At 71.8% G+C, this 19,127-nt stretch carries 15 protein-coding genes and 1 tRNA gene; 8 read left to right on the top strand and 8 right to left on the bottom strand.

The genetic code is table 11. The features are described from left to right. Position 1: 1 nt before the first annotated feature. The 3 genes from ACWDX6_RS20955 to ACWDX6_RS20945 form a co-directional block, all read right to left on the bottom strand. Positions 2–655: a helix-turn-helix domain-containing protein gene (locus tag ACWDX6_RS20955; RefSeq protein ID WP_451486392.1), complete on the bottom strand. Its 654-nt coding sequence runs from the start codon at positions 653–655 to the stop codon at positions 2–4. Then, entirely contained in the window at positions 645–1,436 is a 792-nt protein-coding gene (locus ACWDX6_RS20950; RefSeq protein ID WP_451486391.1) for a TIGR04255 family protein, read from the bottom strand. Before ACWDX6_RS20950 ends, ACWDX6_RS20955 begins: the two co-directional genes overlap by 11 nt. Positions 1,437–1,882: 446 nt before the next feature. Continuing rightward, positions 1,883–1,955 (bottom strand) — tRNA-Arg (locus ACWDX6_RS20945). A 303-nt stretch (positions 1,956–2,258) separates the two neighbouring features. Here ACWDX6_RS20945 and ACWDX6_RS20940 point away from each other — a divergent pair. The 7 genes from ACWDX6_RS20940 (at position 2,259) to ACWDX6_RS20910 (ending at position 10,950) form a co-directional block, all read left to right on the top strand. Next, a complete protein-coding gene (locus ACWDX6_RS20940) occupies positions 2,259–3,866 on the top strand; it encodes a dynamin family protein (protein ID WP_451486390.1) in 1,608 nt (535 codons plus the stop codon). 6 nt (positions 3,867–3,872) lie between these two features. Continuing rightward, a complete protein-coding gene (locus ACWDX6_RS20935) occupies positions 3,873–5,657 on the top strand; it encodes a GTPase (RefSeq protein WP_451486389.1) in 1,785 nt (594 codons plus the stop codon). Between the two features lie 181 nt (positions 5,658–5,838). After that, on the top strand, positions 5,839–6,360 hold the full coding sequence (locus tag ACWDX6_RS20930; RefSeq protein ID WP_451486388.1) for a single-stranded DNA-binding protein: 522 nt from the start codon (positions 5,839–5,841) through the stop codon (positions 6,358–6,360). A 271-nt stretch (positions 6,361–6,631) separates the two neighbouring features. After that, positions 6,632–8,029 carry a Cys-Gln thioester bond-forming surface protein gene (locus tag ACWDX6_RS20925; protein WP_451486387.1) on the top strand — a complete coding sequence of 466 codons (1,398 nt, stop codon included), beginning with the start codon at positions 6,632–6,634 and terminating at the stop codon, positions 8,027–8,029. A gap of 172 nt (positions 8,030–8,201) precedes the next feature. Next, complete coding sequence (gene ettA / locus ACWDX6_RS20920) at positions 8,202–9,866, top strand: energy-dependent translational throttle protein EttA (protein WP_451486386.1); 1,665 nt, start codon at positions 8,202–8,204, stop codon at positions 9,864–9,866. A gap of 2 nt (positions 9,867–9,868) precedes the next feature. After that, the gene (locus ACWDX6_RS20915) at positions 9,869–10,291 is read left to right on the top strand and encodes an acyl-CoA thioesterase (protein WP_451486385.1); all 423 of its coding nucleotides are present in this window, start codon (positions 9,869–9,871) and stop codon (positions 10,289–10,291) included. Beyond that, complete coding sequence (locus ACWDX6_RS20910) at positions 10,288–10,950, top strand: hypothetical protein (RefSeq protein WP_451486384.1); 663 nt, start codon at positions 10,288–10,290, stop codon at positions 10,948–10,950. Before ACWDX6_RS20915 ends, ACWDX6_RS20910 begins: the two co-directional genes overlap by 4 nt. Before the next feature lie 54 nt (positions 10,951–11,004). On the opposite strand, the gene ACWDX6_RS20905 is transcribed toward ACWDX6_RS20910, so the two are convergent. Further along, on the bottom strand, positions 11,005–11,409 hold the full coding sequence (locus tag ACWDX6_RS20905) for a globin (protein WP_451486383.1): 405 nt from the start codon (positions 11,407–11,409) through the stop codon (positions 11,005–11,007). A gap of 107 nt (positions 11,410–11,516) precedes the next feature. Here ACWDX6_RS20905 and ACWDX6_RS20900 point away from each other — a divergent pair, with 107 nt between their 5' ends. After that, entirely contained in the window at positions 11,517–12,491 is a 975-nt protein-coding gene (locus tag ACWDX6_RS20900) for a methyltransferase domain-containing protein (protein WP_451486382.1), read from the top strand. A 33-nt stretch (positions 12,492–12,524) separates the two neighbouring features. Here the strand turns inward: ACWDX6_RS20900 and ACWDX6_RS20895 are convergent, their stop codons facing one another. The 4 genes from ACWDX6_RS20895 to ACWDX6_RS20880 all read right to left on the bottom strand — a co-directional run bounded on the left by ACWDX6_RS20895 (position 12,525) and on the right by ACWDX6_RS20880 (position 19,103). Beyond that, a complete protein-coding gene (locus ACWDX6_RS20895) occupies positions 12,525–13,769 on the bottom strand; it encodes an FHA domain-containing protein (RefSeq protein ID WP_451486381.1) in 1,245 nt (414 codons plus the stop codon). Positions 13,770–13,813: 44 nt separating this feature from the next. After that, complete coding sequence (locus ACWDX6_RS20890) at positions 13,814–15,043, bottom strand: VWA domain-containing protein (RefSeq protein ID WP_451486380.1); 1,230 nt, start codon at positions 15,041–15,043, stop codon at positions 13,814–13,816. A 74-nt stretch (positions 15,044–15,117) separates the two neighbouring features. Continuing rightward, positions 15,118–16,608 carry a PP2C family serine/threonine-protein phosphatase gene (locus ACWDX6_RS20885; protein ID WP_451486379.1) on the bottom strand — a complete coding sequence of 497 codons (1,491 nt, stop codon included), beginning with the start codon at positions 16,606–16,608 and terminating at the stop codon, positions 15,118–15,120. Positions 16,609–16,610: 2 nt separating this feature from the next. Next, complete coding sequence (locus ACWDX6_RS20880; protein ID WP_451486426.1) at positions 16,611–19,103, bottom strand: tetratricopeptide repeat protein; 2,493 nt, start codon at positions 19,101–19,103, stop codon at positions 16,611–16,613. Positions 19,104–19,127: the final 24 nt, after the last annotated feature.

Raw genomic sequence — 19,127 nt, 5'->3', positions numbered from 1 at the left:
GTCACGCTTCCCTCAGGCGGATGGACATTGCGCTGTCGGAGTCGAGGTATACCTCGAAGTCGGATCGGTACCGCTCACGCCAAGCAGGGTCATGAGCAGTGAGGATCTCCTCTACGTCGCTGTGCCCGCTGGCGTGGTCCAGGACGAGATCGGGCCTGTTGTCCGCAAAGAGGTCGATCGGGGTGATGGGAGCCTTCGAAGTGAGAGGCATCTCGAACCAGGAGGCAACCTCCTGGATCAAGTAGTGCTCCGCGATTTGGTCGCAGAGCGCGAGCAGGCTGGCCAGGTGTCGGCGATTCTCCCCGCTAACTCCACCTTGACGACGCCACTTCTGGATGGCGGGGACACTGACCCGCAGCATGCGGGCGATGTCCCGCCAGGAGAAGCCGAGGTCAGAGAGTTCTACGAGGAGGGCGGCGGGGGCTTCCTTGGCGCGCTCGTTGGTCCGCTGCTGCCAGTCGCGGAACAGCAACGCCCTGTGGAACTCTGCGGTGTTCTCGTATACGTCCTGCGCTTGAGAGCGGAGTGATCCAGCCGTCTGAGTCAGATGAGACAGTTGGTTAGACGAGGTGGCCGTGGGTTCTTGGGGCTCTACCAGGCTCTGAGGGGATGGCGCAGTGGGCAGGCTCAGCGCGCGGTGAATGTCAGTGGTCATGGCGCAGGACCTCCTTGCGGTATTCGTCAGTGATCAGCTGCTCGAAGAGCTCGTACGCCGCCAGCCCTGCCTCATCGAACCGGGGTTGGATGAGGGCCCACTCCAGCGGCGGCGTTTCACTGTCAGGCATCCAGTAGCAGTCGAGGTCGACCAGATAGAAGGGACCTGGCGGCGGGGTGGGGCGTCGCAGGTCGCCGGCGGGGTCGACGGCGTAGCCGTCGAAGTTGCCATGACGTAGCACGATGCCTGCTGACGGGGTACCGAAGACGGCCATCCCTTGCCAGGACTGCGGGTGGCTGTTCTGGGCGGTCCGCAGACCGGTAATGCTGGTGAGTGGCGCAGTGATCCACTTGTTCCAGCTCAGGGGCCCTTCGATGTCTGGCACTCGTACCTCGTTGATGTACCGGATGCCAAGGCGCTCGATACCGTCCGCGGGTGCGACAGCCTGGCGGGCGCTGACAGCCTGGCGGAGGAGCTCTCTCAACGCGCTGCGGCGTTCGTACCGGGTGGTTTCGACGACGATTGCATCGTTCCGGAAGGTGATCGAGGCTGCGTTGTCGCGAGCCATGAAGCGCGGATGGACACGCTGGTCCTGAGTCACCCCGGCGTTCGTCATGGTGACGCTTACCTGGCGGGCTGGCCGGAGCAGAGGAAAGGACTCGGCGAGCAGTGCCTTCAAGGCCGCTTGCTGAGCATCTGAGAGCGGCGGTGTGCCCGTATGGCGAAGCTCGACGACGGTGAGCGCCAACGGCGGATTCGGATAGATCTCCCGGTTCCCCATGTCAACCAACCTATCGAGTAGAAACCGAAACGACAACCGTAGATGCAACTGATCGTCGCATGTCTGCCCGTGTGGGTGAACGCGGCCTGTGGGCGTGCCCTTAGCCTCAGAGCGCCCCTGGTGGGTGGTGTAGGAGTGCCGCGTGAGGCGGGTGCGGTTTGGCGCCTGCGGCTACGCGTAAAGCGTGCTGCTGGCGTCGAGGCTCACGCGTTGTGTGGCATGCTGCCAACTGGTCAACGGGTCTGCATGTAGGAGCAAGTCGAGGTAGCGAGCGGCTTCAAACTTCGGGAAGTTTTCGGGAAAGCCAGCCGCCGGAGGCCGCCTCTGGCCGGTTTCAGCCGGACAGATCAAGCCATTCAGAGCCCTTGCTCTGGCACGTCCGCCTCCGGCCGGAAACCACCCCTGACCAGCAAAAAGACCCCTCCCGAAGGAGGGGTCCCGCTGTGCGCCCCCGGCAGGACTCGAACCTGCGGCCAAGTGCTTAGAAGGCACCTGCTCTATCCACTGAGCTACGGGGGCCGGGTGGTGGCCCGGTGGCCGGAGCCCCCTGGTGGGTGGGGTCTGGCCTGCCCGGGTCAAGGATAGGGCTCCGATCGCCTTGGCCCGGTTGCTTCACCTGCGTGGCACGATGTGGAGGTTCAGTGAAGCGGAACGATAATCGCAGGCAGGTGCGATTCCCGCAGCGCTTTTCGCGCCACTTGGCCCGGGTGTTGTGCACTCGTTATGCCTGAGGCGCGCGTCATCGGTTGTTCGGTCGGCGCGTAGGACCGTTATACGCTTCAAAAAGGCTCCAAAATTGGGCATTCTTCGCATGTGGTGACCTTGGACGAACGGCCTCAGCTGATCGACGCACTCTCCGCCCTGCGCGACTGTGTCGCCGCCGTGCGTCTACCCCTCCCCCTTCCAGGCGCCCCCCGCGCCCGGCAGACCCGTGCCGAGCTGCTCGCCCAGCTCGACGACTACCTCGTCCCCCGCCTCAAGGACCCCGACGCCCCCCTCCTCGCCGTCGTCGGCGGCTCCACCGGAGCCGGGAAGTCCACCCTCGTCAACTCCCTTGTGGGGAGGCGGGTCAGCGAGGCCGGAGTCCTCAGGCCCACCACCCGCACCCCCGTCCTCGTCTGCCACCCGGAGGACCACCACTGGTTCGCCGGGCTGCGCGTCCTCCCGCAGCTCACCCGCGTCTGGCTGCCCCAGCAGGACGACGACAACCCCGCCGAGGACCCTCCGGAGGACAACGCGCTGCGCGTCGAGACCTCCTCCGCCCTCGCCCGCGGGATCGCCCTGCTCGACGCGCCCGACATCGACTCCCTCGTCGTGGAGAACCGATTGCTCGCCGCCGAGTTGATGTGCGCCGCCGACATCTGGGTGATGGTCACGACCGCCTCCCGCTACGCCGACGCCGTCCCCTGGCACCTCCTGCGGACCGCGAAGGAGTACGACGCCACCCTGGTCACCGTCCTCGACCGCGTCCCCCACCAGGTCATCGGCGAGGTCTCCCGGCAGTACGAGGCCCTCCTCGACAAGGCCGGGCTGGGAGACGTGCCCCGGTTCACCATCCCCGAACTGCCCGAGTCGACCGGCGGCGGCAGCGGCCTGCTGCCCGACAACGCAGTCGCCCCGCTGCGCGCCTGGCTCGCCCACCGCGCCCAGGACCCCGCCGCCCGCCAGCAGGCCGTCGTCCGCACCGCCTCGGGCGTGATCGACTCCCTCGACACCCGGATGCCCGAGCTGGCCGCGGCGGTCGCCGCCCAGTACGCCGCCGCCGTCCGCCTCGGCGGCGCCGTCGAGGCGGCGTACGAGGAACAAGGGGAGCGGGTCCGCCGCCGGTTGCAGCACGGCGCCGTCCTCGCCGGCGACGCCCGCACCCGCTGGCGCGCCTACCCCCGCGACAGCTCCGCCGAAGAGCTCCTCGACGCCCTCGCCGAATCCCTCGCCGCCCTCGTCCAGTGCGCCGTCGACGCCGCCGAGGAGCGGGTACGGGACGCCTGGCGGCGCGAGCCGGCCGCCGCGGCGCTCCTCGCCGCCCACACCGGGCCCGACCGGGAGACGGCCGAGCGGATCGGCGTGGTGGTACGGCGCTGGCGGCGCGTCCTCGAAGAGCTGGCCGAGGACGAGGTACAGGCCATGGAGCGCGCCACCGCCCCCCGTACCGCCATCCCCGACGCCGAAACCGTCGCCGCCCTGCTCGCCGCCGCCCTCCTCGGCGGGCGCCGCGCCCGGGGCGCCGGCGAACGGCTCGCCGAAATCCTCGGCGCCCAGGGCGCCGTCCGCCTGCGGGACAAGGGCGGCGAACTGGTCACGACGTACCTCGACCGCGCTCTGCACGCCGAACGCGACCGGCTCCTCGCCCCCCTCGACGCCCTCGACGTGACCCCCGAGCCGCAGGCGGAGCTGATCGCCGCGCTCTCCGTACTGCAGAAGGAGAAGTGAGGACCGGTGAGCAGCAGCACGGTGGACGACCGCTGGGACGACGGCCTGATCGCGCGCAGAGCGGCCGAGCGGGGCGGCGAGAGCACGCTCGCCGGTGACGAGGAGCGGGCGGCGGAGCAGGACGGCCTGCCGCCCCTGGGAGGCCGGTACGGAGGCTCCCTGCGCGCCCGCCTCGACGCCCTCCACGAACTCGTCGGCCTCTCCCGTACGAGACTCGACACCGAGACCCTCGCGGAGGCCGGACGCGTACTGGACGAGGCCGCGGCCCGGCAGCGGCTCTCCGCCCGCCATACCGTCGTCGCCATCGCCGGCTCCACCGGCAGCGGCAAGTCCACCCTCTTCAACGCCCTCGCCGGGGTTCCCGTCTCCGAGACCGGCCTGCGCCGCCCCACCACCGCCGCGCCCATCGCGCTCAGCTGGTCCGAGGGCTCCGCCGGACTCCTCGACCGGCTGGCCGTGCCCAGCCGGCTGCGCCGCCGCCCCCTCGCGGGCGGCGCGGCCGACGAGGACCTGCAGGGGCTGGTCCTCATCGACCTGCCCGACCACGACTCGGCCGTCACCACCCACCGCGACCAGGTCGACCGCGTCCTCGGCCTGGTCGACGCCGTGATCTGGGTCGTGGACCCCGAGAAGTACGCCGACGCCTCCCTCCACGAACGCTATCTGCGGCCGCTCGCGGGCCACGCCGAGGTCACCTTCGTCGTCCTCAACCAGATCGACCGGCTGAGCGGCGAGGCCGCCGATCTCGTCCTGGACGATCTGCGGCGCCTGCTCGACGAGGACGGTGTGGCGCTCGGCGAGCACGGCGAGCCCGGCGCCACCGTCCTCGCCCTCTCCGCACTCACCGGCGAGGGCGTGGGCGAACTGCGCGAGCTGCTGGGACGGTTCGTGCAGGAGCGGACCGCGCCGGCGCTCCGCCTCTCCGCCGATGTCGACGCGGCGGCGAACCGGCTCCGCCCGGTGTACGTCGCCGAAGGCCCCACCGGCCTCGGAGAACGCGCCAGGGAGGCCTTCTCGGCCCGACTCGCCGTGGCCGTCGGCGCCACGGCGGCCGGCGAGGCCGCCGAACGCGTCTGGCGCCGCAGCGCCATCCGCGCCTGCGGCACCCCCTGGCTGCGGCTCTACCGCTGGTACGAGCGGATCCGCGAGCACGGCTCCACCGACCCGCGCCTCCAGCCGCCGACCGAGGAGGAGCTGACGGCACGCCAGCGCGTGGAGCAGGCCGTACGGTTCGTCGCCGAGGACGCCTCGCGGGGGCTGCCGGCGCCGTGGGCGCTGGCGGTGCGCGAGGCGGCGGTACGCGGAGCGGAGGGGCTGCCCGAGGCACTCGACGAGCTCGCGGCGCGCGTCGGGGACCCGTCGGCCCGCCCGCCCCGCCCGGCCTGGTGGCCCGCCGCCGTACTGGCCCAGGTGCTCATGACGCTCCTGCAGTTCTTCGGCGCGCTGTGGCTGGTCGGCCAGATCATCGGCGTCGTGGAGCCGGGACTCCTGCCGCCCGTCCTGATCATGATCGCCGGCATCGTCGGCGGGCCGCTGGTGGAGTGGGCGTGCGCGGCCGCCGTCAAGGGGCCGGCGCGGCGGTACGGGCAGGAGGCCGAGCGCAAGCTGCGCGAGGCGGCGGCCGCCTGCGGCCGGGCACGCGTGCTCGACCCGATCTCGGCGGAGCTGATGCGCTACCGGGAGGTTCGCGAGCAGTACGTGACGGTGTCCGGGACAGGGGCGGGCGCGCGGGTCACCCGGCTCGGCGGCGGGCGGTGGGGAGGCATCCGGTCCGGCGCCCGGATGAGGTGAGGCGTCCGGCCCGGTGCGCGAGGCGTCTTCGGCTCCGCGCCCGGATGCGGTGAGGGTCTGGTTTCACCCGGGTGGGTGACGAGGTTGTCCCCAGGCGCTCGACCGTCCACAGCCGCCGACGGGTTCCGCTCGACGGGTCCACCCTGAAGACCGGGCCGACGACTTGGACAGGGGGAGGGCCATGAACGACACGACGGTGACACTGGTCGGGAACGTGGCGACGGGCGTGGAGTACCGGGACACGGCGACGGGAGGGGTGGCGAGGTTCCGCTTCGCGGTGACCGCGCGCCGCTGGGACCGGGAGCGGGGCACCTGGTCCGACGGACACACCAGCTTCTACACGGTCTTCGCCTGGCGGGCCCTGGGCGCCAACCTCGCCGCCTCGGTCTCGGTGGGCGAACCGCTGGTCGTGCACGGACGGCTGAAGGTGCGCGAGGAGGAAAGAGAAGGCCAGCGCAAGACGTTCGTCGACATCGACGCGCTGTCGGTGGGCCACGATCTGTCACGCGGTACGGCGGCGTTCCGGCGCGTGGTGAAGGGAGAGCCGCGGCTGACGGAACGCCAGGAGAACGGCGCCTCCGGCCCGCCCCGCGACCCGTGGGACACCCGCCCGGAGCCGGTGGCGGAGGAGCCGACCCCCTCGGAGAGGCCCGTACCGGCGCCGGCGGCGCGGGAGCCGCAGGTCCTGGAGCCCGCGCCCTGACCGCGAGTTGAGGGGATATATCGACACCGCGACCTGCGCTTCTACGCGAATCGGACCTCGGTCATAACGATTCCGAGACGGAATGGTTATCAGACCGTACGGGCGGGCACCGGGGGCTTCCCCGTCCCTAGGATTCCCGGGTACTCATACGGGACTTGAGTCTGCACCAGAGCCAGTCTCGAGCCTGTTGGGTCTGTGAGTCTGCTGGCGAAGCGCTCCCCCCACGCGGATCGACCATCGACGCGGAGCAGCTCGCCCGGAGGGGAAATTCATGTTTTCTGTTCGGAGGCGCGGCACCGCCCGCCTTGCCGCCGCGACCGTGGTCTCGGGCCTCGTCGCGGCGGGTGCGATAGCCGTCGCGGGACCGGCGATGGCGGACGACGGGCCGCAGAGCTCCGGTGGCGCGACCGCCACGCTCGGCAAGCTCGCCGTCTACGACACCGTGAACGTCGCGGGCAAGGGACAGGTCTCCGCCGGTCTCTTCGAGATGAAGGTCACGCCGGGCGGGGCGCTGCAGACCTACTGCATCGACTTCCACACCGACGCGCTGAAGGGCCAGGAGTACAAGGAGGTCGGCTGGGACCAGTCCTCCCTGCACAACAACAAGGACGCCGGCAAGATCCGCTGGATCCTGCAGAACTCCTACCCGCAGGTGAACGACCTGGCCGGCCTGGCCAAGAAGGCCGGTGTCGCCAACCTCACCGAGAAGACCGCCGCCGCCGCCACCCAGGCCGCGATCTGGCACTTCTCCGACGACATCGACGCCGTGCCGGTCGACGCCAACGCCAAGGCGCTCACCGAGTACCTGGAGAAGAACGCGCAGAACCTGGAGGAGCCGAAGGCATCCCTCAGCCTGTCGCCGTCGTCCGTCGCCGGTAAGACCGGTGAGCGCCTCGGCCCGATCACGGTGAGCACCAACGCCGCCTCGGCCGCCGTCTCGCTCGCCCCGGGCGCCCCCGAGGGCGTCAAGCTGGTCGACAAGGACGGCAAGGTCGTCACCAACGTCGCCAACGGCGGCCAGGTCTTCTTCGACGTTCCCGCCGGTGCCGCCGACGGCGCCGCCGAGCTGACCGTCCAGGCCGACACCACCGTCCCGATCGGCCGCGCCTTCGTCGCCACCAAGGTGAAGAGCCAGACCCTGATCCTGGCCGGCACCAGCACCTCCACGGTCAACGCCAAGGCTTCCGCGACCTGGGCGAAGAAGGGCGCGATCCCGGCCGTCTCGGCCGTGAAGAACTGCGCCAAGGGCGGCCTGGAGGTCACGGCCTCCAACGAGGGTGACGAGGACTTCACCTTCGAGCTCAAGGGCGTGAAGTACACGATCGCCGCCGGTTCCTCCAAGACCGTGACGGTCCCGCTGGCCGAGGACCAGGCGTACGACTTCACGATCACCGGCCCGAACGGCTTCGAGAAGACCTTCAAGGGCGTCTTCGACTGCAAGACGGCCACCCCGGCCCCGACGCCGTCGGAGACCCCGTCCACCGAGCCGTCCCCGACCACCCCGGCGGGCACCACCGGCGGCACGGGCACCGGCACCACCTCGGGCGACCTGGCCGAGACCGGCAGCTCCAACGCCACCCCGATGATCGCAGGCATCGCCGTCGTCCTCGTGGTCCTCGGCGGCGGCGCGGTCTTCTTCCTCCGCAAGAAGAACGCGGCCGGCCAGTAAGACCGTGAACAGCCAGTGACGCGGGGCAACCCACAGTCACCGAAGGCCCCGGTGCGCACCGCGCGCACCGGGGCCGTCGCCGTACCCGGAGGAGTACGGGTTTCCATCGCGGGGTGGACGTCAGGCAAGATGGGGTGTATCTGCCCACTCACTCTTTGCCGGACGGTTTCTCTTGGCTGAGTACATCTACACGATGCGCAAGACGCGCAAGGCGCACGGCGACAAGGTCATCCTCGATGACGTGACGCTGAGCTTCCTGCCCGGTGCGAAGATCGGTGTGGTCGGCCCGAACGGTGCCGGAAAGTCCACCGTCCTCAAGATCATGGCCGGCCTCGAGCAGCCGTCCAACGGTGACGCGTTCCTGTCGCCCGGCTACACCGTCGGCATCCTCATGCAGGAGCCGAAGCTGGACGAGGCCAAGACGGTTCTGGAGAACGTCCAGGACGGCGCGGCCGAGATCATGGGCAAGCTCAAGCGCTTCAACGAGGTCGCCGAGCTCATGGCGACCGACTACTCGGACGCGCTGATGGACGAGATGGGCAAGCTTCAGGAGGACCTGGACCACGCCAACGCCTGGGACCTCGACGCGCAGCTGGAGCAGGCCATGGACGCGCTGGGCTGCCCGCCCGGCGACTGGCCGGTCACCAACCTCTCCGGTGGCGAGAAGCGCCGCGTCGCGCTCTGCAAGCTGCTGATCGAGGCCCCGGACCTGCTCCTCCTCGACGAGCCCACCAACCACCTCGACGCCGAGTCGGTGAACTGGCTGGAGCAGCACCTCTCGAAGTACGCGGGCGCCGTCGTCGCCGTCACGCACGACCGGTACTTCCTGAACAACGTCGCCGAGTGGATCCTCGAGCTCGACCGCGGCCGCGCGATCCCCTACGAGGGCAACTACTCCACGTACCTGGAGAAGAAGGCCACCCGTCTCAAGGTCGAGGGCCGCAAGGACGAGAAGCGCGCCAAGCGCCTCAAGGAAGAGCTGGAGTGGGTCCGCTCCAACGCCAAGGGCCGTCAGACGAAGTCCAAGGCGCGCCTCGCCCGTTACGAGGAGATGGCGGCCGAGGCGGACAAGATGCGGAAGCTGGACTTCGAGGAGATCCAGATCCCGCCGGGCCCGCGTCTGGGTTCCGTGGTCGTCGAGGTCAACAACCTTTCCAAGGCGTTCGGCGACAAGGTCCTCGTCGACGACCTGTCCTTCACCCTGCCCCGTAACGGCATCGTCGGCATCATCGGCCCGAACGGTGCCGGCAAGACCACGCTGTTCAAGATGATCCAGGGTCTCGAGGCCCCGGACTCGGGCTCGGTCAAGATCGGCGAAACCGTCAAGATCAGCTACGTCGACCAGACCCGCGCCAACATCGACCCCAAGAAGACGCTCTGGGCCGTCGTGTCGGACGAGCTGGACTACATCAACGTCGGCCAGGTCGAGATGCCGTCGCGCGCGTACGTCAGCGCCTTCGGCTTCAAGGGGCCGGACCAGCAGAAGCCCGCCGGTGTCCTCTCCGGTGGTGAGCGCAACCGCCTGAACCTGGCGCTCACGCTCAAGGAGGGCGGCAACCTGCTGCTCCTCGACGAGCCCACCAACGACCTCGACGTCGAGACCCTGTCCTCCCTGGAGAACGCGCTCCTGGAGTTCCCCGGTGCGGCCGTGGTCATCTCCCACGACCGTTGGTTCCTGGACCGGGTGGCCACGCACATCCTGGCGTACGAGGGCGACTCGAAGTGGTACTGGTTCGAGGGCAACTTCGAGTCCTACGAGAAGAACAAGATCGAGCGGCTCGGCCCGGACGCGGCCCGTCCGCACCGCGCCACGTACAAGAAGCTGACCCGAGGCTGAGCGTGCGCCATATCTACAGCTGTCCCCTGCGCTGGTCGGACATGGACGCCTTCGGGCACGTCAACAACGTCGTCTTCCTGCGGTATCTGGAAGAGGCGCGGATCGACTTCATGTTCCGGCTGGCCCCGGGCGACGGTTCCCCGTCGTTCTCCGGCGGGTCCGTCGTGGCCCGGCACGAGATCGACTACGTACGCCCGCTGGTGCACCGGCACGAGCCGGTCACCATCGAGTCGTGGGTCACGAAGATGGGCGCGGCGTCGCTGACGATCGCGTACGAGATCAAGGATCCGGACGTCGTGTACGTACGGGCCTCGACGATCGTCGTGCCCTTCGACCTGGAGGCGCAGCGGCCGCGCAGGATCACCGCGGAGGAGCGCTCCTTCCTGGAGGAGTACGTCGACGACGGGATGACGTCCGCCGCATGATCGCGCCGCTGCACTTCGCCGACGCCAGGGAGGCGGCGGACCTCGCCGCCTTCCTGGCCCGGCTGATCCACTACGACCGCGCCGCCGCCGTCCGCCTCCAGGCGGGGGGCGGGGCGCTGGCCGTGTTCGGACGGCCGCCGTCCTTCGAGGTGCTCGCCATCCGTACGGCTCGGCTCGTCGACGCGGTGGGTCTGGACGTCACGGTCTCCGCCGGTGAACTCCTGGAGGGGATCGAGGAGTCCGCCGGCAAGGCGGTCGTGCCGGACGCCGTCACGGGACCGCCGTGGGCCGGTGTCCTGCCGCCTCGGGGCGGCTGGGAACCGGTCACCGGAGTACCGGGCGGCGCGGAGCTGCGCGGCGCCGTCGCGGCGGCGGTCGCCGAGTTCCGGGCACGGGACGAGGAGCTGCCTGAGGAGCGGCGGACGCGGGCCGAGCGCGACCGGATCGGTCGCGAGATCTGGTCGCGGACGGTGGCGGGTACGCGGCTCCCGCTGCGTGCCGTCCACGCCGCCCAGTCGCTGGGCTTCCTCCCGCCGCACGAGGTGCCGGTCGCGCTGCTGGCAGCCGGCCCCTGGCTCCGGCTGCGTACGCCCTACGGCTCGATCGCGCTGCGCACGGTCACGCCGTCGCTGAGCGTCTCCCCGGCGTCACGCCACTGACCGGTCCACCGGTCACGCCGTGGTCGCGCCCCCAGGGCTTCCCTTCCCGGGGCTTCACTCCGCCGCGTTCACCATCGAGGCCGCCGCGTACGTGAGGTAGTTCCACAGCTGCCGCTCGTGCTCGGGGGCGAGGCCGAGCTCGTCCACGGCGTCGCGCATGTGCTTCAGCCAGGCGTCGTGCGCAGCCCTGTCGACCGTGAACGGCGCGTGCCGCATCCGCAGCCGGGGGTGGCCGCGGTGGTCGCTGTACGTGCGGGGGCCGCCCCAGTACTGGATCAGGAAGAGCACGAGCCGCTCCTCCGCCGGTCCGAGGTCCTCCTCGGGGTACATCGGGCGCAGCAGGGGGTCCTCCGCGACGCCCTGGTAGAAACGGCGGACCAGGCGACGGAAGGTCTCTTCGCCACCCACCTGCTCGTAGAAGGTCTGCTCCTGAAGCGTGCCGCGCGGAATCTCGTTCACCGCTCCATGGTCTCAGATGCCCCGGCCGAGTACCGGAGGTCTAGGACGCCCGCCCGGAACCGGGCCGGATGCTCGCCTCCGGGGCTGTCGCGCAGGACAGTGGAGGCATGGGCGCACAGGTGGATGTCTTCGCCGAGGAAGGCGAGCGGGCGCGGCAGGCTCTCGTACGGGAGATCGAGACGTACGGGGTGCTGCGCGACCCCGCCTGGCACGCGGCCTTCTCCGAGGTGCCCCGCCATCTGTTCGTCCCCTATTACTACGTCTCCGGGGTCACCGGGTACGAACGCCTCTGGTCCGGCCACCCCGACCCCGCCCGCCGCGCCCGCTGGCTGCGCGGCGTCTACCGCGACGAGCCGCTGGCCACCCGCGTACGGGACGGGGAGCTGGTCTCCTCCTCCAGTCAGCCCTCCCTGATGGCGCAGATGCTGGAGGCGCTGGAGATACGGGACGGGCACGACGTCCTGGAGATCGGCGCCGGCACCGGCTACAACGCCGCCCTGCTCTGTCACCGGCTCGGCGACGAGCACGTCACCACCGTCGACCTGGACGAGGAGATCACCGAGTCCGCCCGCGCCCATCTCGCCGCCGTCGGCTGCAAACCGGCGGTGATCACCGGCGACGGTGCGCGCGGCTGCCCCGAGCGCGCGCCCTACGACCGGGTGATCGCCACCTGCACCCTGCCCTCGATCCCGTACGCCTGGCTCGCGCAGTGCCGCCCCGGCGCCCTCGTTCTGACGCCGCTGTCCACGGGGCTCGTGCTGCTGCGGGTCCGCGACGCCGCCCACGCGGAAGGACGGTTCCTGGCCACCTCCGCGTACTTCGTCGCGCTGCGCGGCGGCAACGCGCGCTTCGGCCGTGGGCGGCCGATGGGGCTGCCCAGGCAGGCGTACGAGGACGACCGGTTCCGGTTCCTGTTCACGCTGGCCGAGGAGAGCCTGGACGCGCGCGAAGCGCTCTCGCTCTGGCAGCGCGAGGGGCGGCCCGGGCGGGAGCGCTTCGGAGTGACGGTGAGCGAGGGCCGGCAGTGGGCGTGGCTCGACGACCCCGCCGGGCCGTACGCCTGGCCGCTGCCGAGCCCGTGACCCGGGCGAACCGGTGGTCCGGGCCGTCCGGTGTCAGCCGCGGCGGACGGTGATCGTCGTCCAGGCGCCGACATGCACCCGGTCGCCGTCCTGGAGCGGGACGGGGACGTAGGGCTGGATCGGCTCCTCGGCGCCATTGATCGTGGTGCCGTTGGTGGAGTTCTGGTCCACCACCGCCCAGGAGCCGTCCGGCTGCTGCACCAGTACCGCGTGCTGGTGCGAGACACCCGGGTCCTCCGGCGGCACCGACAGGTCGATGTCGGGCGACTCGCCGGTGGACTGCCGGCGGCGGCCGATGCTGACCTGGTTGCCCTGGAGCGGCAGATGCTGCTCGGGGGAGTACGCGGGCAGGTTGAGACCCGTCGCCTCCGGGCCGCTGCGCTGCATCATCGCCAGGAAGTACTCGCGGTCCGGGCCGATGTAGGCCGACCAGCCCATCGGCTGCGGGTGCTGCGGGTGCTGGGGGTGCTGCGGCTGGGACTGCTGCTGCGGCTGTGACTGCTGCGGCGGGTACGGCTGTTGCTGTTGCTGTTGCTGCGGGGGCGGCGGTGGAGGAGGTGCCTGCCGTCCCTGCGCCTGCGAGGGCGGCGGCAGCATCCAGTCGTCGTCCGCCCTACTGGGCGCCGGCTGCGGGGGAGCGGACGGCGGAGGGCCCTGCGGGAACGACGGCGGCGCGGGCGGCTGCCCGTGCTGGAACCCCTGAGGGGGCTGCTGCGGCTGCTGCTGCTGTATCGGGGGACGCTGCGGGGGCGCCTGGTGGTGCGTGGGATCGGCCGGCAGCGGTTCCGCGGGCCGGTTCATCTGCGAGGGCCGCGAGCCCTGGTACTCGTACGGATCGGGCTGCCGCGGCGGGGACTGGAAGCCCGGCGGCAGGTTCAGCCCCGGGGGCGGGCCCTGCTGCGGGGCCGGTGGAGCCATCGGCGTGTAGGAAGTGGCCGTGTTCGTGAGGAAGTTCCAGCGGCACTCCTCGCAGAACGGCGCCATGTGCTCGCGCGGCGTGCGGCACTGCGGGCAGAGCTCCGCCTGCGCGGTCGCGTTCGGGTCGCCGCCCGGACCGAAGCCGGCGGAGGCCGGCGGCGGGCCACCGGGGCCGGCCGGATGACCAGGGCCCCCGGGACCACCTGGGCCGCCGGGCCCGGGATAGCCGTAGGCGGGAGGCGGCGGCGGGGGAGGCGGCGGTACGGCACCCGCAGGCGCACCCGCCCCGGCCATGCGATGGCCGCAGACCTCGCACCAGTCGTCGGAGACCGACTGGTGTCCGTTCGGGCAGGTCGGCATGTCGGTGCTTCCCCCTCTCGTCGTCCGGCTCCCTGGCCGGCGGGCTACTTCTTCACGCGAACGGTCTTGGTGGAGCGCGTCTCGAGAGTCATCTCGTCCGCTTCCGCGACCTTCGCCTTCAAACGCACAGTACCCGTCGCCGCGTCGACGACGTCCACCACCTTCGAAAGGAGTTTCGCCGTGCCCTCGTTGCCGGAGGCGGCCGCCAGCTGCACCGCGCGGCCCAGCTTGGCGGTCGCGCCGTCGTGGTCGCCGGACTTGCGGGCGTTCAGGCCCTGCTGGATGACCTGGGCCAGTTCGACCTGGCCGGTGTAGTGCGCGACCTGCGGATTGATGGACGTCGACATGGCCATGTCGTCCGTCCACACCGCCCGTACGAGCCCCTGGGACAGGGTCCGCGGAGCGCCGCCCGCCGGGTCCGGGATGATCAACGAGACACGGGCGGCGAGCATCTCCTGCCCGATCTGCGCCTGCGGCACCCGCACGCGGATGTGGTAGTCCCGGGACTCGTCGCCCCACGAGCCGGTGGGGTAGTCGCCGGCCCGCGGGCCCGCCTCGGTGCGCCGGCCGGTCAGCTCCTCGACCGTCGGCGCCACCTGCTTCACGAACGTGATCTCCACGCCGACCGGGGTCCACAGGCGCAGGGCAACGTCCGCGACCTCCTTGACCTCCCAGTCGGTCCCCACACCGCGCGCGTCGCAGGTGAACCGTCCGGCGCAGGCCTCCAGCGCGGCCCGCAGGTCCTCAGGCGACTCGTGCTCGTTACGGCCGTCCGTGAGCAGGATGCCGTGCCGGATGGACGCGTCGGCGGAACCGAGCAGCCGGTCCGCGATCCCCAGCCACGTGCCGATCGCCGTACCGCCGCCCGCGCTCAGGCGGCGCAGCGCCTCCTTGGCCCGGGCACGGGTCGTGCCGTCGGCGACGGCGAGCCGGCCGTCGCCGGGATAGACCTCCTTCGCCTCGTGCGTACCGGCGACGACCGCGAAGGAGGTGCCGTCGCGCAGGGCGTCGATGGCGGCGGCGGTCGCGTCCCGCGCGCCTCGCATCTTGGTCGGCGGGTATTCCATCGAACCGGAGCAGTCGACCATGATCACCACGGCGGCGCCGGCCCCCGCACCCGGCCGTGCGTCGGCGAGCGCGCCGCCGCTGGTGCCGCCGCCGGTCGAGGTGACCGTGACGATGGCGCTGACATCGCGGCCGCCCTCCGGCAGGAACTCGTTCTGGTACACGTCCACCGAGAACTGCGGCACGGTCGACTTGGAGAAGTTCGCCATCTGATTCGGCTCCTCGACAACAACGGGCACAACAACGGCGTGAGGACGGGGACGGGCCGGGGGCTGGCGACCGCTCAGGCCGATCCTGCCCCTCGGGATCCCACGGTGAACGGCAGGAGCGCCACTGTTACGTTGTCGTGGCCGCCACCGTCCAGCGCGTGCCCGACCAGGACCTGGGCGCCGTGCAGCAGCCGACCGGCGGAGTCCGGCGGCACGACCCGGGCCATGTCCTCGGCGGCCTCGGCGTAGTTCCACAGCCCGTCGGTGCAGACCACGACCACGCCGGAACGGTCCGGTTTGAACGCGGCCGTGTGCGGGGCCAGTTCGTACGCGTCGGCGCCCAGCCAGCCGGTGATCGCGTGGGCGCGCTCGTCGGCGTACGCCTCCGCCTCGTTCATCAGGCCGGCCGCGACCATCTGCGCGGCCCAGGAGTCGTCCTCGGTGAGCCGGGCGGGCGGCGCGGTGCGGTCGTCCGGCACCCAGTAGACCCGGCTGTCGCCGATCCAGCCGACGATCAGCAGCCCGTCGGCGACGATGGCGCCGACGATGGTGCAGGCCGGAGCGTTCTGGTGGCGGTGCGGATCGTGCTCCATGGCGTCCTGGCCGGGCTGCTCGGCCAGCGCGTTGACCGCCTCGGCGGCGGCGACGATCGCCTCGTGCATGGCCTGCTGGGGGTGTGTGCCACGGGGCAGGGCGGCGAGCAGCGACCGGCCGGCGGCGTCCGCGGCGGCGGCGGAGGCCTCGTCGGGACGGGTCGCCGAGGAGACGCCGTCGCAGACGATCGCGAGGGTGGCCGGGGAGCCGTCGGGCAGCGCGGTGGCGGAGACGGCGAACGCGTCCTCGTTGCGGTGGTGGCGCAGGCCGCGGTCGCTGACGGCGGCGACCGTGGAGAGCTCCTGCTCCATGTGGTCGCGCTCGCGCGGCTGCGCGTGCCCGCAGTTCTCGCAGTACCCGTCGGCGTCCACCCGCCCGGCCCGGCACGCCACGCACACCTTGGCCCCGGCGGCGGGCCGCGCGGCGACCGGCTGCGGCGCGGCGGGCTGCGCGGCGGCCCGCGGGTCGGGCGCGGCCAGGGTGAAGTCCCCTTCCGTGGAAGGGGACGGGGAGGAAGGCGGCGCGGGGGGCGGGGAGGGCACGGGGCCGGTTGCCGCGAGTGCCGCGAGGCCGTCCCCTGACGTCGCCGCCGCGTGCGGCCCGTCCGTGCGGACCGGGATGGTCGGCAGGTCCCGCGCGGGCGCCGGGCCCGCTTCACCGGCCGCCGGCGCCTCCTGGCCGGAGCCGCCGTGCGCGGGTGCCTGCGGGGGCAGGTCGTGACCGCCCGAGTCCATGACGGGCAGGTCGCCCGGGTGCTGGGTCGAGGTGGACAGCGCGTACGGGTCCCGGGGCGGGGCCTCGGGCCAGTCGACGGGGGTGCCGATCGCCACCGTCGGGCGGTCGGACACCGGCTGCGGTGCCGGTACGGCCGTCAGGTCGTATCCGCACGCCCCGCAGAACCGGTCGCCCGACTCCAGTGGTTCCGCGCAGCCGGGGCAGGCGGAGAGTTGGTGCTGGGGCTTCTGGGACATACTCACACCCACGTCCGGGGACGGAAACGGTTGGCCCGCTCCACCAGTTCGATCCTCTCCTCGCCCTGCTGAGCGAGCCGGGCGAGCACCCGGTACGAGCGTTCGAGGCCGAAGCGCAGACCGCGCTCGTCCAGTTCACTGCCGAGCAGCCGCGTGCCGCCGGGCCCCGCTCCGGGACTCCCGGAGAGTACCCAGTCGAGCGCGGTCCCGAGCACCTCGGTCGACAACCGCTCCCGGCGCACCGCGTCCAGGCCGAAGCCCTGGAGCGCGGAGACCTGCGCCGCGGCCGCCGTCAGGTCCTGGCCGAGCGGCTCGTGCGCCGCGCGCCGCCGCAGCCGCGCCCGCACCGCGGCCACCCGGGCCGCGGTGTAGTGGATGGACGCCTCCGGTACGGACTCCAGGGTGCGTACGGCTCCGGCCCGGTCGCCGGCCGCCAACCGGACGCGGGCGAGCCCGAACGCCGAGCTGACGAAGCTCGGGTCGGTCGCCCACACCAGGCGGTAGTACTCCGCGGCGTTGTCCAGCTGGCCGAGCACTTCGGCGCAGATGCCGAGGGCGAGCTTCGGCGCGGGTTCGCCGGGGAAGGCGTCGTAGACCGCGTCGAACGAGAGCGCGGCGTTCTCGTGGTCGCCGGTCACCAGGGATGTGACGCCCCGGTACCAGACCACCCGCCAGTCGTCCGGGTGCCGCTCCTCCAGCGTGGCCAGGGCGCGCCCGGCCGAGTCGGGATCGCCCATCTCCAGCCGGGCGCGCAGTTCGCGCAGCCGCAGCTCCAGGGAGGGGGCGGGCGCGGTGTGCAGGGCGCCGATCAGCTCGGCGGGCGCGGCGGCCGTCAGGCCCGCCAGGAGACCGGCGTTGGGGTCGCCGGGGTCGACCCGGGGCACGGGCAGCGCGAGCGCGGCGGCCCCACCGTCCAGCGGGACGAGGAACGGCCCGCCGACCTGAACCCCGCCACCCGCCAGAGCCCCGGAAGGCCCGGCCGCCGCGGGGGCTCCCGCCAGAGCGCCGGAAGGCCCGACCGCCGCGGCTCTCGCGCGTCCCCGTCCGCCGCGCGGGCCCCGGGCGCCGAGGACCGAGACGTCCTTTGCCGGTTCGGCGAACAGCTCCGTGTCCGTGACCCGGACCTCCGTGCCGAACAGCGTCGACAGCGCCGGCCGCGGCCGGCCCGACTGCAGGGCGACGACCTCCCGCAGCACACCCGTCAGCTGCTCCGCCATCTCCTGCGCGGAGGCGAACCGGCGGGCCGGGTCCGGATCCGTCGCGCGGACGAGGAGCCGGTAGAAGGACTCGTACGTCCGGAAGACCTGGATGTGGTCGGGCTCGGGCAGCGAGTCGGCGAAGACGTTGGTGTACCCCTGGAAGTCGAAGGTGAGGACCGCCAGCGTGCGCGCCACCGTGTACAGGTCGCTGGCGACCGAGGGCCCGACCGCCGCCACCTCCGGCGCCTGGTAGCCGACCGTGCCGTAGATCGCCGACTCGTCGTCGTCCATCCGCCGCACCGCGCCCATGTCGATCAGCTTGAGCTGGTCCTCGGTCTGGATGGCGTTGTCGACCTTGAAGTCGCAGTACAGCAGGTTGCGGCTGTGGAGATGCCCCAGCGCCTCCAGCGCCTCGATGCCGTACGCGCACGCCTGCTCGACCGGCAGCGGATCGCGTCGGCCCTCCGGCGTGCGCCGGTCGTTGGCGATCTCCTTGAGCGACTTGCCGCCGACGTACTCCATGACGATGTAACCGTCCAGGGAGCCCGTGCGCTGGTCGAGGTGCTCGACGAAGTTGTAGATCCGGACGATGTTGGAGTGCTCGATCTCCGCGAGGAAGCGGCGCTCGGAGATCGCCGCCGCCATCGCGTCCTGGTCGCCGGTGTCCAGCAGGCCCTTGAGCACCACCCAGCGGTCGGAGACGGCCCGGTCGACGGCGAGATAGACCCAGCCGAGACCGCCGTGGGCGAGACAGCCCGCGACCTCGTACTGCCCGTGCACGATGTCCCCGCCGCGCAGCTTCGGCACGAAGGAGTACGGATGCCCGCACTTGGTGCAGAAGCCCTCTGTGCGGCCCGGCCGCTCGCCGCGCGAACGGCCCACCGGGGCGCCGCAGTCCGAGCGCGAGCAGAATCGCTTCCTCTCTGGAACCTCGGGGTTCTTCATCACCGCGCCGCGGGGATCGGGGCGCGGCACCTCGGGAATCGTCACCAGGCCCGCGCCGAGCCGGTTGCGCCCGGACTGGCCGGTCGACGAGCCGGAGCTGCGCACCGAGACGGAACGGGCGGTGCTCGTCCCCGACAGCGACCGCGACAGTCGGCCGGAGACCGAGCGCCGGGAGGTCGAGGAGCGCGAGGAGGCGCGGGAGGAGGCGCGCGAACCGCTGCGGGACGAACCGGTGTCCGCGCCGGTCCTGCCCGGCACGGCCATCCCGGTCGGGGTGGACCGCAGCAGCCCGCCGGGCGGGACGACCGGGGCGAGCCCGCAGGTGTCGCAGTACAGCTCGCCGCCGCCCATGTCCTCGTACGAGCCCTCGCACGA

Source organism: Streptomyces sp. NPDC003027 (assembly GCF_053591435.1).
This window is presented reverse-complemented; position numbering and strand designations above follow the sequence as displayed.

Excerpts from the sequence above, each read along its gene's own strand:
- ACWDX6_RS20950 (WP_451486391.1), bottom strand. The coding sequence starts at position 1,436 with ATGGGGAACCGGGAGATCTATCCGAATCCGCCGTTGGCGCTCACCGTC.
- ACWDX6_RS20910 (WP_451486384.1), top strand. The coding sequence starts at position 10,288 with ATGATCGCGCCGCTGCACTTCGCCGACGCCAGGGAGGCGGCGGACCTC.
- ACWDX6_RS20895 (WP_451486381.1), bottom strand. The coding sequence starts at position 13,769 with ATGCCGACCTGCCCGAACGGACACCAGTCGGTCTCCGACGACTGGTGC.
- ACWDX6_RS20885 (WP_451486379.1), bottom strand. The coding sequence starts at position 16,608 with ATGTCCCAGAAGCCCCAGCACCAACTCTCCGCCTGCCCCGGCTGCGCG.
- ACWDX6_RS20890 (WP_451486380.1), bottom strand. The coding sequence starts at position 15,043 with ATGGCGAACTTCTCCAAGTCGACCGTGCCGCAGTTCTCGGTGGACGTG.
- ACWDX6_RS20900 (WP_451486382.1), top strand. The coding sequence starts at position 11,517 with ATGGGCGCACAGGTGGATGTCTTCGCCGAGGAAGGCGAGCGGGCGCGG.
- ACWDX6_RS20925 (WP_451486387.1), top strand. The coding sequence starts at position 6,632 with ATGTTTTCTGTTCGGAGGCGCGGCACCGCCCGCCTTGCCGCCGCGACC.
- ACWDX6_RS20930 (WP_451486388.1), top strand. The coding sequence starts at position 5,839 with ATGAACGACACGACGGTGACACTGGTCGGGAACGTGGCGACGGGCGTG.
- ACWDX6_RS20880 (WP_451486426.1), bottom strand. The coding sequence starts at position 19,103 with ATGGGCGGCGGCGAGCTGTACTGCGACACCTGCGGGCTCGCCCCGGTC.
- ACWDX6_RS20955 (WP_451486392.1), bottom strand. The coding sequence starts at position 655 with ATGACCACTGACATTCACCGCGCGCTGAGCCTGCCCACTGCGCCATCC.